Raw genomic sequence first — 15,265 nt, 5'->3', positions numbered from 1 at the left:
TTTCAAAAAACTTGCTGTCCAATCATCCTTGCCGGTCTTCTGTCTTCCGTTTTTCCTGTAAAAACGGAAGGAGTCCGTCTACATTCCGTGTGTTCAAAATCTGTTCTTTCTGCAGCAGTGCTTTTCTCGCAATACCTGTGCCGATTTCCATATGGCCCAGCATTTTCGGGCTGTGTGCATCTGTATTAATAGCAATAGTTGTTCCTGCCTCTCTTGCTTTTCGGAGCCATTCCGCGGATAAATCAAGCCGGTTTGGGTTGGCGTTCAACTCCAGGGCCGTGCCGTTTGCCGCAGCTTTCTCGATTAATGTATCCACATCCGCATCATAACCGCTTCTCCTTCCGATCAAACGGCCGGTCGGATGGGCTATGACGTTTACATACGGACTTTCCACAGCTGCTTCCAGGCGTTTCATGATTTCTTCTCTCTTTTGGGAGAAAGAGGAATGGATCGATGCTATTACTACATCAAGCCGGCGAAGGACATCTTCTTCAATATCCAGCGTACCATCAGGACGGATATCCATTTCAATCCCGGCCAGCACGGTGAAATCGTCATATTTTTCATTCACGCGTCGTACTTCTTCTATCTGCCGGAGTAATCTTTCTTCATTTAAGCCATGGGCCACCTGCAGGAATTTTGAATGATCCGTAATGGCTATCCATTCATGCCCGTGGCTGCGTGCTTCTTCCGCCATCTCTTCAATAGATAGAGCGCCGTCACTCCAGGTTGTATGCATATGAAGATCCCCGCGGATATCTGTACGTTTTACCGTTTCATACGGTTCACGGAACCATTCGGTTTCATCACGGCCCAGTCTTGCTTCCGGCGGGATGTAATGCAGATCGAAATGGCTGAAAAAATCTTTCTCAGAAGAAAAGGTAGAAATTTCTCCGGTTTCAAGATTTTCAATTCCATATTCACTCATTCTTTCTCCCTGAGCTTTGGCTATTTGGCGTAAATGGACATTATGCTCCTTCGAACCGGTGAAATGATGCAGTGCCGTGGCAAAAGCCTCTTCCTCTACTAAACGGATATCCACCTGGACAGGATAGGAAAAGGCCAGTTCCAGTGACACCTTTGACGGTCCGTCAGCAATGATATCCGAGACATAAGAAATCTGTTTTAACTGCGCGCGGATAGGATCTGGGTCTTGCACCGCCATAACATAATCCAGATCCTTCACTGTTTCTTCCATACGGCGCAGGCTGCCGGCTCTTGCCCAATGCTCTACATCTACCTGGTTTTCTATTTCCCTTTCAAACATATCGGCTGCTTCCAGCATAAATGATATAGGCAGACGTTCCGGCCGATTCCCCATATCTTTTAAAGCCTCAAGTATATTCTCTTCCGTTTTCGTTCCAAATCCTGATAGTTGTTGAACCTGTCCAGCTTCACATGCTTTCTTCAGCGAGGCTGCATCCGTGACACCAAGCTCCTGGTACAGCTTGGCAATTTTTTTTCCGCCAAGGCCTGGTAAATCCAGAAGAGGCACCAAACCAGAAGGCACTTCTTCCTTTAAAGACTCCAGCAGTTCCGACTGATTCGTGTCCCGCAGTTCTTCGATTACAGCTGCTGTGCCTTTTCCTATTCCATTTAAAGAGGCCGGATCTTCTATTTCAGAAAGAGAACGTTCGTCCTGTTCCAATGCCTGCGCTGCTTTTCTATACGCTGATACTTTAAACGTATTTTCCCCTCTTATTTCCATATATACCGCAATGGATTCCAGCGCGTTGATTAAAGCTTTTTTATTCATGTCCCGTTCCTCCTATAAGAAAAGCGCAAAGCGCCAACTCTTTGGTATAACTCGTACGAAAAAACTTCTCAACGGAAGAGAAGTTTTTCTTTACATATCTTCCAGCCATAGGTCTTTTAACCAGCTGGAAAGAAAGGGTGTGTCATTAATTATCATTTTCGCAGCCATCGACTGATCAATAGCCTGCTGCAAGGCTTCAATCGGCATAAGCGCTGCTGTAATAAGCAAGACAAATAAAATCAAATATGTCTCCACAAGTCCGAGCACTCCACCGAGCCAGCGGTTCACCATCCGCAGAACTGGCAGCCTTGACACAAAATCGAGCATAGACCCTACAATCTGCAGCAAAATCTTTGCCGCAAAAAACAATAGAAAAAAAGAAATACCGTTATAATAGACCGCTTCTAAATCAAAAGAAGCCACCATCATTTCCACGACGTTATCTCCATCATTGGAGATCTCAGGGTATGGAAGCCATAGTCGTAAATATTGGGCCAGTTCCTGATAAAAGGTAAAAGCAATATACAGCGCAATGAAAAAACTTACTAAGTGAATTAATTGCAAAATGAAACCTCTTCGCAGCCCAATAAAAAAACTAATAATTAATATCAGGACAATCAAAAGACTTAACATGGGTTACCGTTCCTCTTCTCTCTCATTTCGCTCACGATTCTCTAATGACTGTTTTAATTTCATATAATCATCGGTTATGTTCAGCGCTGTTAATACAGCGAGTTTGGTCGTATCCAGATAAGGGTTGTGTTCCTTAAATTCCCGCATTTTCTGATCCAGGTGTTCCGCCACATGCATGACATGCTCGGGAGGTTCGTCCCCGACAATCGTATAAGGCCGTCCAAAAATGGTGACCGTCGTGCGCTGCTTTTCCTTCCCGTCATCCAACGGAAAAACCTCCTGTCGTCTGCAAAATACCTATCCATAATAATAACAGAATCATAATCGATTGGAAATGTTTTTAATGCGGAAACAAGCGCCATCTGCTTTTTATCACACTGCTCTTCTTTTGCATTTTTCAAACTCTGCTTTAGATAGCTTCTTGTTAAAAATCATGAAAATAATGATCAAACTTTATTGACTCCCTTTTCCTAAGAAAAGAACCGGCTGCGCATGGCAGCCGGCCCCGGTAATGGGTCCTTCTTTATTTTCTCAGGGATGCCTTTACTTTTTCCTGAAGCTCGGAAAGTACGTGATTATGAGTTTCTGCTACTTCTTCATCCGTTAATGTGCGTTCCGGGTCAAGATAAACGAGAGAAAATGCCAGAGATTTTTGGCCTGGCTCAAGCTTTTCCCCTTGATAAACATCAAACAAGGTTACCTGATGCAGCAGACTGCCGCCGGCTTCAGCAATCACGCGGCGGACTTCGCCGGCTGTCACCTGCTCCTCTACTACCAGAGCGATATCTCTTGTTACTGCAGGGTAGCGGGGCACTGTTTCATAAAAGAGGGGATCCGCTTCAAATGTAAGCAGAAGATCGACGTCAAGCTGAAACACATATGTTTCCTTAATCTCCCACTCTTTTTCCACACTTGGATGCATTTGCCCAAGAAATCCTGCATACTTACCGTCCAGATAAATATCCGCGCTTCGGCCGGGATGGAGCTCATTATGGTCGGAACGAATAAACTCAATATGATCGAAAATACCGATTTCCTCAAATAATCCTTCCAGTACACCCTTGACTACAAAGAAATCCGTTTTCTTTTTTTCTCCCTGCCAAAGGTGGGCATCCCACCATCCGGTTACTGCAGCGGCCAGGACATTTTTTTCCTGAGGCTGCGTTGTGAGAGTATTTCCTTCTTCTCCTATAAAAATGGAACCCATTTCAAATACAGCAGCATCTGTGATTTGACGGTTACGATTGTATTGAACCGTATCAAGAAGCTGGGGAAGCAGGCTTGTACGCATCGTACTCCGCTCTTCACTCATTGGCATGGTGACTTCCACTTTACCCGGTAATTCCTGCAGCTGCAGACGGCCGCTGTGGGAAGGTGATGTCAACGTGTAGGTGAGTGCTTCATGCAGGCCGGCCCTTTCCAAATAGCGGCGCATCCTCCGGCGTTTACGCTGATCGGCAGTTAAAAAGCCGGGGGTCGTCACACCCTTTGGAAGTGTCGTTGGAATGTATTCGTATCCATAGAGGCGTGCTGCCTCCTCGGCAAGATCTACTTCAATGTCAAGATCAGGCCGCCTTGTTGGTACTTCTACCATGATTCCACTATTATTTTCAACGGCAGGGAGTCGAAGACGGCGGAAAATAGATAAGACTTCCTCCGCAGACATTTCCATACCGAGTAGTCTATTTAATTGAGCCGTGCTGGTTTGAATCTTTTTGTTTTCAGCCGGGCGGTTATCCACTTCGACCGTTCCCTGCAGCACTTCTCCCCCTGCATACTTCTCCAGCAGGGCAGCAGCTCGCTCTGCTGCTTCTTCCACACGGCCGGAATCGATTCCTTTTTCAAAGCGTATGCTTGATTCACTCCGAATGCCGGTTTCTCTTGAAGTTTTTCGAACACGGGCCGGCTTGAAATAGGCTGCCTCCAGAAGCACCGTTGTCGTATCCTCCTGTACTTCCGAAAAAGCACCGCCCATAACACCGGCCAAAGCCGCCGGCTCTTTTCCATTTGTAATAACCATATGCTCAGACGATAGCGTCCGCTCCTCTTCATCCAGCGTTGTCATGGACTCACCGTCTTGTGCGCGGCGGACGACAATTTCAGAAGATCCGAGTTTATCAAGGTCAAACGCATGCAGCGGCTGTCCGTACTCCATTAAAACATAGTTGGTAATATCGACGACGTTATTAATGGGACGAATGCCGGCCGCCGTTAAGCGGTTCTGTATCCATTGCGGGGAGGCGGAGATCACGATATTTTTCACAACTTTGGCACCGTAATACGGATTATCCTCCGGCACATCAACCTGCACCGAAATATAGTCCGATGCTGATTCGCTGTTTTCTTGATGACCCGTTTCCGGGTGAATAACGTCCCGATCCAGAAGGGCTGCCATTTCATAGGCCACCCCGAGCATGCTGAGGCAGTCCGGACGGTTCGGTGTCAAGTCCAGCTCAAGCACCGTATCGCGCAAAGCCAGCTCTTCTATGGCATCTCCCCCCGTTTCGGCATTTTCCGGGAATACATAAATGCCATCCATAAATTGTTTCATAACCAGCTTCTGTTCGATGCCAATTTCCTGCAGAGAACAGATCATCCCTTCCGATTCTTGCCCCCGCAGGGTAGTTTTTTCGATTTTCATGCCGCCTGGGAGTACGGCACCGGGTTTTGCTGTAATTACTTTCTGACCGGCTTTTATATTCGGCGCTCCACAGACAATCGACGCGGTCTCCCCGCCGGTGTTGACCCGGCAGACCCTTAACTTGTCTGCTTCCGGGTGAGGATCACACGCTTCTACATAGCCGACCACCACATTCTGAATACCTTCACTGCGGGGATGCAGCATATCCACCTCAACGCCGCCGCGGGTCAGCCGTTCTGCTGTTTCTTCGACTCCAATATCATCTATATCCACATAATCCTTCAACCATTGATAGGATACTAACATATTCCTGCCTCCTTACACCCGTTTAAATTGATTTAGAAACCGGATATCGTTTGTATAAAAGTGACGAATGTCATCGATGCCGTATTTCAACATCGCAAAACGTTCCACACCCATTCCAAATGCAAAGCCGCTGTATGTGTCCGGATCAAAACCGCTCATTTCCAAAACCCGCGGGTGGACCATTCCAGAGCCAAGTACTTCAATCCAGCCAGTATGTTTGCAGAGTCGGCAGCCGTGTCCTCCACAGATACCGCAGGAAACATCGACTTCCACCGAAGGCTCCGTGAAAGGGAAAAAACTTGGCCGCAAACGGATACTGCGGTCGGCTCCAAAATATTTCTGAACAAACGCTTCGAGTACCCCTTTCAAATCACTCATCCGCACATTGTGATCCACATAAAGCCCTTCAATCTGCATAAACTGATGAGAATGGGTCGCATCATCGTCATCACGCCGGTACACTTTCCCCGGACAGACAATTTTTACAGGCCCCTGTCCTTCGTATTTTTCCATTGTGCGTGCCTGCACCGGAGAGGTCTGGGTGCGGAGCAGCATGTCTGTGGTAACATAAAACGAATCCTGCATATCCCGGGCCGGATGTTCCGGCGGAAGATTCAGTTTCTCGAAATTATAAAGATCCGTTTCCACTTCAGGACCCTCTGTTACCTGAAAACCAAGGCCGACAAATATGTCTTCAATTTCCTCTACGACCGCTGTCAGCGGATGCCTTGCTCCGCGCTTTACTTCTTTGCCTGGAAGTGTCACATCCACACTTTCAGCTTTTAATTTTTCTTCAAGTGCTTTTTCCTCCAATTCAGCGGTCTTTTCTTCCAGTTTGCTTTGAATCTCTTCCCGGACTTCATTTGCTTTCTGTCCGACTTTCGGGCGTTCTTCCTCGGAAAGCTGCCCCATTCCGCGGAGAACCTCCGTAATCGGGCCTTTTTTTCCTAAATATTTCACACGGACGCTCTCGAGAGCTTTCACCGAGTCCGCGTCCCTGATTTCTTGTATTGCCTCTTTACCAAGTTCCTGAAGCCGATCAATCATGACCATTCCTCCTTCACTATTTAAAAAACCGCAAACATTTTTTCTTTTCCGTGTATGGGCTGCAGGCAGACCCTCTTCAACATGCTGTAGCGGGGAGTGATGAAGCCGGGGTCACACTCGCATGCCTTCTTCCCCCCGCGTTTTTTCTCATAAAAAAACCTTCGTTCCCTCTGCAAAAAGGGACGAAGGTCCGCGGTACCACCCTTGTTAACCGCATACGACAGCGGTTCACTCATTTTTGGGTAACGGTTCTCCCGGAACACCTTAACGAAAAATGTCTCCGTTTTCCGGCGCCGGCTCCAGAGCGAATTCAACAAGCCTATCACGGGAATGCTTCCAGTCGATGACACTCCCTCCCTGTGTGACGGTTTCTTGTTTACTGCTCTCCTTCACAGCCTTTTTCCTATTTCGTTCGAATATAGTATGGACTAAGTATAAAAAAATATAAAAATGAATGCAAGGACTTAAACGGACTGTTTTAAATGGTACAGCAAAATGCCTGTGGCCACGGAAACATTAAGGGACTCCGCATTTCCATAAATAGGAACATAAATATTCTGATCTGTCTTTCCAAGCAGAGCTTCCTGTACTCCGGCTCCTTCATTGCCGACAAGCAGGGCGAAACCATTCTGCGCGGCAATGGCAGAATGGGTGGTCCCCACTCCCGCAGAAGTGCCGAATACCGGGATTTTATGCGTGCTGCAGATCTCCATCCAGTCTTCCAGCTTTCCCTTGATGACGGGGAGGTGAAACAAAGAACCTTGTGTAGCACGTATCACTTTATCATTATATGGATCCACGGTGCCTTCTCCCAGTATAACAGCCGTAACACCAGCAGCATCAGCAGTTCGGATCATGGTCCCCAGGTTTCCGGGATCCTGCACCCGATCCACCAGCAGAAAGTGGTCTTTCGGCTGAACGTTCTGTTCTTCGTTTTCCGGGAGCCGGCATATAGCCACAATCCCCTGTGGTGTCTCCATCTGGCTCATTTCTTTCATCACCTGTTCGGTTACCATCGACACAGGAAGGCCGGACACCTCCATATCCCGGGGAACGTCCCTGTTCTCTTCAATAAATACATCCTGGATTTCTACATCATGGCTGGCCGCTTCTTTCAAAAGATGCCAGCCTTCAATGACAAACTGTCGTTCTCGTTCCCTGAATTTGCGCTTTGCGAGTCGTTTTACATTTTTCACTTTCGGATTCTTTACAGAGTCAATTCGATTCAATGGCATTCCCTTCCCTTGTTCGCCGAGTACATATATTTTATGCTCTTTGACATACTAAACCTATCGACACCAGTTAGTTAATCCTTATTTTATCACAAAAAAAGGGAGGGAATGAGGATGTCTTTTAATCTCCGCTCTGCTGTGCTCCAAAATGTTTCCGGGCACAGCGAACAGGAAGTGGAAGCTACGATTACGGATGCTGTCCAAAGCGGTGAAGAAAAAATGCTGCCCGGGCTTGGCGTTCTATTTGAAGTGTTTTGGAAACAAGCTTCCAACGAAGAGAAGGAACAGGTTATCAGTGAAATCTCGAATGGACTACAGCAATGACACCAGTACAAATCAAATCAAGCTCCCGGCCGGAGAATAGCCGGGAGCCTGATTCGTTTTCGAGCTTACGAATCATAGGTGATTTCTTTTACCTTTTCCGCATCCAGTCCCTTAATTATTTCCACAAACAACTGCACCGTATGTTCAAAGTCGTCCCAGTGGAGAATCGCCGCATGAGTGTGAATATACCGGGTTGGTACGGTAATAGCTAAGCTGGGGACTCCCTCACCGGACAAATGAATCGATCCGGCATCCGTGGCCCCGCCGCTCATGGCGTCAAATTGAAAAGGAATCTCATGCTTTTCCGCAGTCTCGGTAACAAAGTCCCGCAGGCCTTTATGAGATACCATAGATCGGTCAAACACAAGAACCTGAGGACCTTTGCCAATTTCAGCCTTCGCATCGTTTTCGGTGATTCCCGGAGTATCCCCGGCAATTCCGACATCTACCGCAAAACCGATATCAGGTTCAATTTTGGCTGCGGAAGTTTTTGCGCCGCGTAAACCGACTTCCTCCTGAACCGCGCCGACTCCGTACACTTCATTGGCATGTTCCTCATTCTGCAGTCGTTTCATCGCTTCAATCGCAATGGCACAGCCGATTCGGTTATCCCAGGCTTTCGCCATCATCAATTTTTCATTATTCATGATGGTAAAATCACAAACCGGGACCACAGAGTCTCCAGGACGGACACCGAAACTTTCCGCCTCCTCTCTGCTGGACGCACCGATATCAATAAACATATCCTTTATCTCCACCGCTTTTTTACGCTGTTCCGCTGTTAAAATGTGAGGTGGTTTCGAACCGATCACGCCGGTAATATTTCCTTTTGAAGTCATAATATTCACCCGTTGGGCGAGCATCACCTGGCTCCACCAGCCGCCGACCGTCTGAAACTTCAAAAATCCTTTGTCATCGATCTGGGTAATCATAAAACCAATTTCGTCGAGATGCCCGGTCATCATAATTTTCGGACCGCCGGCTTTCCCTGTTTTCTTCGCGATCAGACTGCCGAGATGGTCCGTGGTCACTTCATCTGCATAAGGCGAAATATGCTTTTTCATGACCTCCCGGGCTTCTTTTTCATTCCCCGGGATACCATTAGCATCCGTCAGTTCTTTTAACATCTGCGTTATTTGATCCAATATACGTTCCTCCTTTAACTATGTAATGCATCCTCATTTTACTATATTGCCCAATATTTCGATACACAAACGAAGCTAATATCCCTCTTCCTGTCTCTGATGATTCGCGCTGTTTTTACGGAGATAGGAGGCTTCGATTTCTTTTTCTGTAAAGCCGAGAAGACGGCCTAGTTCCAGATACTCCTGAAATAGAATGAAAAAGTGTTCTTCCGTAAATTCGTTATGGAGGACCGCTGCCGCATTATATATATAATGAAACTGATCCGTTAGTGTCGGAACCGCTTTCGTTTTACGCTCCGGGACGTCTTCCCAGCCTCCGTCAATACCAAGCGACAATATAAAATGCAGGCCATCCACGTACTCTTCCAAAATGACTTCGGGATCGGAGGCTGGTTTTTTACTCCAATATTTAAAACAACGGGTCTCATTAGCTAATTCTCCGATTTCCACCTGAAGAGCCAGCATTTTATCGGCATAAATCGCGTCCCGGTTCAGGCTGTGCTGGCGGAGTATTCGGTCATCCAGCTGACGCTGAATGGAAAATAATTGCTTCATTTTATCTTTTCCCTTCTCATTCATTTTCCATTACAATGAAACTAACAACATGTTTGTCCCGTATAGTATAATTCAAGAAAGGTCTTTGTCGAATACACTCCACAGGGGAGGAATGAATGATGGCGCTGCTGCTTCGTGCGCTCATAGTCATTGCTTTGATAATTCTAATATACGCGATTATAAAATACATCCTAAATCCCAAAAGGAAGCTTGAACTTGCTCATGAGAAGAAAAATTTTTACTTTCTGGACGAACCGAAAAATGTTCGGAAGAATTTCCTCATTACTTACAAAGGGGTAATGTTCGAAGGAGAAAAATACCTTGGTACAACAGAAAAGGCGTTCGATATTATTTCGGTTGCCATCTGGGTTAAAAATAAAGACCGCCTGCAGGGATTACAGCTCAGAGATTTCACTTTTCTCGAACAGGAAATCCGTCATACGTATCCCCATGCTGAAATAGAGTGGAAAAGTCCCATCAAGGAGTTTATACTTCAAACTGAAAAAGAAGAATAAGGATAACCCCCTGGACCGCCAAAAGAAACGGCACACCCAGCTTAAAGGTAATATGACGGGTTTTGTGATGAAACGACATCATGGCAAGCTGTATTCCGATGCTTCCACCAAGGAGGGCAAGTATCCATAACGTTCTTTCACGAAAACGCCGTTTCCGCTGCCGTGCCTTTCTTTTATCCCACCCCATTACAGCCCAGGCCACAGCATTAATACCCAGCAAATACAGAATAAATAAAGGCATTTCCCTCGTCTCCTGCCTTTAGAAACACTTCAACTCTTGCAGAGTGATCCGTGAATCCAATGAATTTCTTTATTATCATCCATGCAAAATAAGCCCGGGAGAGCCCGGGCTTATTCCTTTTATTATTTTAAATTAGCTTTTGCTTTTTCAGCAAGCTCTGCAAATCCTTTTTCATCATTCACGGCCAAATCCGCCAGCATTTTCCGGTTCATGTTAATGTCCGCCTGCTTCAGACCGTGCATCAAACGGCTGTAAGAAAGACCATTCAGACGGGCAGCCGCATTAATGCGGGTAATCCAGAGTCTGCGGAAATCGCGTTTACGCTGACGGCGGTCCCGATACGCATATTGCAGCGACTTCATCACTTGTTCCTGCGCGTTTTTAAACAAACGATGACGGGACCCCTGGTATCCTTTTGCTAAATTTAAAACTTTATTTCGACGACGACGAGCCACATAACCGCCTTTTACTCTTGGCATCGTCTATCCCTCCTTCATTTTCATTTCTTCCTGTTCCCTGCTCGATTACTTTCTTCTCTTATATGGAAGAAGTGTGTCAATACGTTTATGGTCGGTTTTATCAACCAGCGCGGACTTCGCCAAACGTCTCTTCTGATCTTTTGTCTTGTTGCGGAACAAGTGGCTGGTAAAAGCATGGCTGCGCTTTAATTTGCCGGTTCCTGTCTTTTTGAAGCGTTTTGCTGCCCCGCTGTGGTTTTTCATTTTAGGCATAAGTCGTTCCTCCTTCAAAGACTAACATTCGTGTTTAAACAAATTACTTGTTTTCTTTTTCCGCTTTAGGAGCAAGCATCAGAAACATGCTCCGCCCTTCCATCTTCGGCTTCGTTTCCACTGTGGCGACATCTTCGCATTCTTTTGCCATCCGTTCGAGCACTTCTTTACCAATATCCGAATGGGTAATCATGCGCCCGCGGAAACGAATCGCTGCTTTTACCTTATCGCCTTTTGATAAAAACTTACGGGCATTCCGCAATTTTGTATTAAAGTCATGTTCTTCAATATTCGGGCTTAAGCGTACTTCTTTCACATTTATGACCTTTTGTTTCTTGCGGGCCTCTTTTTCTTTCTTCTGCTGTTCGAAACGGTACTTTCCGTAGTCCATAATACGGCAAACCGGAGGCTTCGCGTTCGGAGCTACCAGTACAAGATCAAGTTCCGCCTTTTCGGCAAGATCCAACGCTTCGTTTTTCGATTTGACCCCGAGTTGTTCGCCATTGGAATCAATGAGGCGTACCTCACGTGCACGGATTCCATCATTCACTTTCATATCGTTACGAATAATGTGCCACCTCCAAAAAAATTACGAATCAAAGCAGCCAGTTGCGTATCACTTCTGATACAGCAGATAAAAAAAGCAGGCGCAATTTACACACTGCGCCCACTGTTTGTTCTCTGGAAATTACCATAACCTGCCAACAGCTTCATGCGTCAGTCAGGTGAGAAGCGGGCGCTTCTGCTTGCTTTGGTTTCGGTTGTTCAAACACTTATTCACGATACCATACGGAAAAGATACTGTCAACAACGTTTTTTACAGCCCCTAATCAAGCCGGCGGTTGTCGATTTCCTCTTTGATCCGCTGTACAAACTCTTCCAGCTGGATCGATTCAGAATCCTGCTGGCCGTAGCGGCGGACGTTCACCGCTCCTGCTTCGATTTCACGGTCGCCGAGGACGAGCATATAAGGAATCTTTTTTGTCTGGGCTTCGCGGATTTTGTAACCGATTTTCTCATCACGGGTATCTACTTCCACACGCACACCTGCTCTACGAAGCTCATCTTCAACTTTTTTGGCATAATCGAGATGAACTTCAGCAGAAACAGGGATTACTTTTGCCTGGACAGGTGCGAGCCAAGTCGGCAGAGCCCCTTTATATTCTTCCAGCAAAAAGGCGATAAAACGTTCCATGGTCGAGACAATACCGCGATGGATAACGACCGGCCGATGTTCCTGCCCGTCCTGGCCGATATACGTTAAATCAAACCGATCGGGCATATGGAAATCAAGCTGCACCGTGGACAATGTTTCGTCTTTGCCAAGTGCTGTTTTTACCTGGACATCCAATTTTGGGCCGTAAAATGCTGCTTCCCCTTCTGCTTCTACGTAATCAACGCCCATGCCGTCCATGGCTTCTTTCAGCATCGCCTGAGCTTTCTCCCACATTTCATCATTGTCTACATATTTTTCTTTATCCTCTGGATCACGGTAGGAAAGCCGGAAATAATAATCATTCAGGCCGAAATCTTTATACACATGCTGCACAAGTTCAACAACACGGATAAATTCTTCTTTCAATTGATCCGGCCGAGCAAAAATATGGGCGTCATTCAGTGTCATGGCACGCACCCGCTGCAGTCCGGCAAGGGCTCCGGATTTCTCATAACGGTGCATCATACCGAGTTCTGCGATACGGACCGGCAGATCACGGTAACTGTGCAGTTCGTTTTTAAATACCATCATATGATGAGGACAGTTCATTGGACGGATAACAAGGGTTTCATTGTCCATTTCCATCGGCGGGAACATGTCATCCTGATAATGGCCCCAGTGCCCCGACGTTTTATAAAGTTCAGAGCTTCCAAGCACTGGAGTATAGACATGCTCATACCCGAGCCGTTCTTCCATATCAACAATGTAGCGCTCAATCGTCCGTCGGATCGTTGCCCCTTTTGGCAGCCAGAGCGGAAGGCCTTGTCCAACTTTTTGATTAACGGTGAAAATATCAAGTTCTTTCCCCAGCTTTCGGTGATCACGTTCTTTCGCTTCCTCCAGCCGCTTTAGATAGTCTTCCAGTTCAGATTGTTTTTCAAAAGCGGTGCCATAAATCCGCTGGAGCATTTTATTATTGCTGTCTCCGCGCCAGTAGGCCCCTGAAATACTCATCAGCTTAAATGTTTTTAATTTTGCTGTATTCGGAACATGAACGCCGCGGCAGAGGTCGAAAAATTCGCCCTGCTCGTAAATAGAAACCGGCTCTCCTTCTGGGATGTCATCAATCAATTCCAGTTTTAAATAATCGCCGATCTCACGGTACATCCGTTTTGCTTCTTCCCGGCTCACTTCTTTCCGGACCACTTCAAGATTTTCATCGATAATTTTTTTCATTTCTTTTTCGATCACCGGCAGATCCTCTGGTGTCAGCTGATGCGGCATATCGATGTCATAGTAAAACCCGTTTTCAATGACCGGGCCAACCCCGAGTTTCACATCACTGAACAGCCGCTTTACCGCCTGAGCCATCAAATGAGCGGTACTGTGCCGGAGAATCTCGAGGCCTTCTTCCTGTTTCACTGTAATAATTTCAATAGAACCATCTGCATAAATAGGAGTACGAAGATCGATCTGTTCTCCATTCCATTTGCCTGCAAGTGCTTGTTTTTTCAGCCCCGGGCTGATAGAGGCTGCAATGTCTTCGGTGGTGATACCTTCCTCAAAAGCTTTGACATTACCATCGGGAAATGTAATATTCACTTCATTTGCCACGAGCCATTCCTCCTGAAATAATCTTATGTACCATAAAAAACGCCCCTTCCTCAAAGAAAGGGGCGCAGTACTTACGCGGTTCCACCCTTGGTTTCAAACTGTACAGCCAGCTTGATCTCAAGTCCGGAGTAACATTCCGGTTATCGTCAGCGGTTACTTGGGAGCAATCCGTTCCCCGCTGCTGCTCGAAGGTGGTAAGAAATCAAATCTTAACTAGAAGCTTCCAGCCATGGCTTCTCTCTCTGTTGGAAAGACAGGATTTCCCATATCCTTCTTCATCGCTTTCATCGTAATGGTTTTTCATGTATGTCATTATAGAGATTCCTTTTAAAAAAATCAACCCTTCTTTTTCCGGCGCGGCCATTCCGATTTTGGGAGCAGTGTCATATGTTCCTGAAAGATCATTTCAAGGGTCTGGACCGTGCCATCCTCTTCATCCGCATATAAAAAAAGTTTCTCCGGAGACAGACTGACAGCCGGACTGATAACCATATATTCAAAGGGAAGCTGATCTTCAAAAACAAGTTCCGGCTCTAAATAATGCAGGCGGGTCCATTCGTCGATCACCTGTTTTTCTTCATTGATGAAAACCGGCTCCTCTTCAAGCAGAATATGGACTTCCGAGTGAAGCGGCCGCGTATGTTTCCGGTAATGCCGGCACCCTTCCACGATAGTCTGATATTCCTGCTCCCATTTATATTCATCAATGGCAGCAGAAGCTGCTTTTACCAGGAGTTGATAATAAGTCCCAAACCGAAACGTAAGCATCGGGTGCCATTGAATTTTCTTATGGTGTTTAATTTCTTCAGCCATTTCCCGGTAAATAAAATGTTTACGTTTCTGGAGAAGCGTTGTTTCCGGAACTTCGTTACGTTCGCCATTAAGCAGAGAATGGGCAATATCTGTAATGGCAGGAGCCTCGTCCTTATAATAAAACGTATGTTCAATGTAATCTTTCACCCATTTCAGTTCTTTTTCGTTCACCAAATAATCACTCAAACTGGCAGCCAGATAAGGCACCAGACTTTCCTGCCACTGCGTTTCACTGCCTTGAAAATCCCAGTGAACATTAGCTTTATGTTTGTAGACCTCTCCAGCAGGAATTCCTTTCCGCTCCCATTCCTGCTGATCTTGAGTAAACATGTGATATACGACGGCACTATCCGATTCATAGTCAAAATCAATGGAAAACAATCTTCCATTCCCCCTTGCTTCCAGCATCGTTGAAATCTTTTCGAATCATCCATTCTGTACTATACGTATGGACAAAAAAGATAAAACATGCCTAAAAACAAAAGAGAGAGTCTTATGTTCTTTGTTAAGGCAATTTTCAATAAGTATCCCGCGCTGACGCCGGGTCCCCGAGGTA

16 protein-coding genes and 2 other annotated features are annotated in these 15,265 nt (G+C 46.2%); of the genes, 2 read left to right on the top strand and 14 right to left on the bottom strand.

Features of this window, described 5'->3' with window-relative positions; genetic code table 11:
• Positions 1-22 precede the first annotated feature (22 nt).
• From polX to G475_RS0111485, 6 genes are all read right to left on the bottom strand, one after another.
• Entirely contained in the window at positions 23-1,756 is a 1,734-nt protein-coding gene (gene polX, locus G475_RS0111520; protein WP_026701441.1) for a DNA polymerase/3'-5' exonuclease PolX, read from the bottom strand.
• A gap of 90 nt (positions 1,757-1,846) precedes the next feature.
• A complete protein-coding gene (locus G475_RS0111515; RefSeq protein ID WP_026701440.1) occupies positions 1,847-2,389 on the bottom strand; it encodes a CvpA family protein in 543 nt (180 codons plus the stop codon).
• A 3-nt stretch (positions 2,390-2,392) separates the two neighbouring features.
• Positions 2,393-2,656, bottom strand: coding sequence for a cell division protein ZapA (zapA, locus tag G475_RS0111510; protein ID WP_026701439.1), 264 nt, complete (start codon positions 2,654-2,656; stop codon positions 2,393-2,395).
• 256 nt (positions 2,657-2,912) lie between these two features.
• Positions 2,913-5,336, bottom strand: a complete 2,424-nt coding sequence (gene pheT, locus G475_RS0111505) for a phenylalanine--tRNA ligase subunit beta (protein WP_026701438.1) — start codon at positions 5,334-5,336, stop codon at positions 2,913-2,915.
• A 12-nt stretch (positions 5,337-5,348) separates the two neighbouring features.
• Positions 5,349-6,383 (bottom strand): phenylalanine--tRNA ligase subunit alpha, encoded by a 1,035-nt coding sequence (gene pheS / locus G475_RS0111500; protein ID WP_026701437.1) that lies wholly within the window; start codon positions 6,381-6,383, stop codon positions 5,349-5,351.
• 175 nt (positions 6,384-6,558) lie between these two features.
• Positions 6,559-6,785, bottom strand: a binding site (T-box leader).
• Between the two features lie 62 nt (positions 6,786-6,847).
• Entirely contained in the window at positions 6,848-7,618 is a 771-nt protein-coding gene (locus tag G475_RS0111485; RefSeq protein WP_407636201.1) for a TrmH family RNA methyltransferase, read from the bottom strand.
• 111 nt (positions 7,619-7,729) lie between these two features.
• Between G475_RS0111485 and sspI the strand changes: the two genes are divergently transcribed.
• Entirely contained in the window at positions 7,730-7,939 is a 210-nt protein-coding gene (gene sspI / locus G475_RS0111480; protein ID WP_026701434.1) for a small acid-soluble spore protein SspI, read from the top strand.
• A 65-nt stretch (positions 7,940-8,004) separates the two neighbouring features.
• Here sspI and G475_RS0111475 read toward each other — a convergent pair whose 3' ends face one another.
• Positions 8,005-9,066 (bottom strand): M42 family metallopeptidase, encoded by a 1,062-nt coding sequence (locus G475_RS0111475; protein WP_035711018.1) that lies wholly within the window; start codon positions 9,064-9,066, stop codon positions 8,005-8,007.
• A 93-nt stretch (positions 9,067-9,159) separates the two neighbouring features.
• Positions 9,160-9,639, bottom strand: coding sequence for a dUTP diphosphatase (locus tag G475_RS0111470; RefSeq protein WP_026701432.1), 480 nt, complete (start codon positions 9,637-9,639; stop codon positions 9,160-9,162).
• 119 nt (positions 9,640-9,758) lie between these two features.
• Between G475_RS0111470 and G475_RS0111465 the strand changes: the two genes are divergently transcribed.
• Positions 9,759-10,154, top strand: coding sequence for a hypothetical protein (locus G475_RS0111465; protein ID WP_026701431.1), 396 nt, complete (start codon positions 9,759-9,761; stop codon positions 10,152-10,154).
• Here the strand turns inward: G475_RS0111465 and G475_RS0111460 are convergent.
• The 6 genes from G475_RS0111460 to ytxC all read right to left on the bottom strand — a co-directional run bounded on the left by G475_RS0111460 (position 10,126) and on the right by ytxC (position 15,090).
• On the bottom strand, positions 10,126-10,395 hold the full coding sequence (locus G475_RS0111460; RefSeq protein ID WP_026701430.1) for a DUF1294 domain-containing protein: 270 nt from the start codon (positions 10,393-10,395) through the stop codon (positions 10,126-10,128). The genes G475_RS0111465 and G475_RS0111460 overlap by 29 nt on opposite strands.
• A gap of 122 nt (positions 10,396-10,517) precedes the next feature.
• Positions 10,518-10,874: a 50S ribosomal protein L20 gene (gene rplT, locus G475_RS0111455; protein WP_026701429.1), complete on the bottom strand. Its 357-nt coding sequence runs from the start codon at positions 10,872-10,874 to the stop codon at positions 10,518-10,520.
• Between the two features lie 45 nt (positions 10,875-10,919).
• Positions 10,920-11,126, bottom strand: coding sequence for a 50S ribosomal protein L35 (gene rpmI / locus G475_RS0111450; protein WP_026701428.1), 207 nt, complete (start codon positions 11,124-11,126; stop codon positions 10,920-10,922).
• Positions 11,127-11,169: 43 nt separating this feature from the next.
• Positions 11,170-11,682 carry a translation initiation factor IF-3 gene (gene infC, locus G475_RS0111445; protein ID WP_026701427.1) on the bottom strand — a complete coding sequence of 171 codons (513 nt, stop codon included), beginning with the start codon at positions 11,680-11,682 and terminating at the stop codon, positions 11,170-11,172.
• 73 nt (positions 11,683-11,755) lie between these two features.
• Positions 11,756-11,880, bottom strand: a sequence feature (ribosomal protein L20 leader region).
• Between the two features lie 72 nt (positions 11,881-11,952).
• Positions 11,953-13,896, bottom strand: coding sequence for a threonine--tRNA ligase (thrS, locus tag G475_RS0111440; RefSeq protein WP_026701426.1), 1,944 nt, complete (start codon positions 13,894-13,896; stop codon positions 11,953-11,955).
• Between the two features lie 336 nt (positions 13,897-14,232).
• Positions 14,233-15,090, bottom strand: a complete 858-nt coding sequence (gene ytxC / locus G475_RS0111430; protein WP_026701425.1) for a sporulation protein YtxC — start codon at positions 15,088-15,090, stop codon at positions 14,233-14,235.
• Positions 15,091-15,265 lie beyond the last annotated feature (175 nt).

Origin of the sequence: Salibacterium aidingense DSM 18341, from assembly GCF_000429685.1 — a bacterium.
Taxonomy (GTDB): Bacteria; Bacillota; Bacilli; order Bacillales; family Marinococcaceae; genus Salibacterium; species Salibacterium aidingense.
This window is presented reverse-complemented; position numbering and strand designations above follow the sequence as displayed.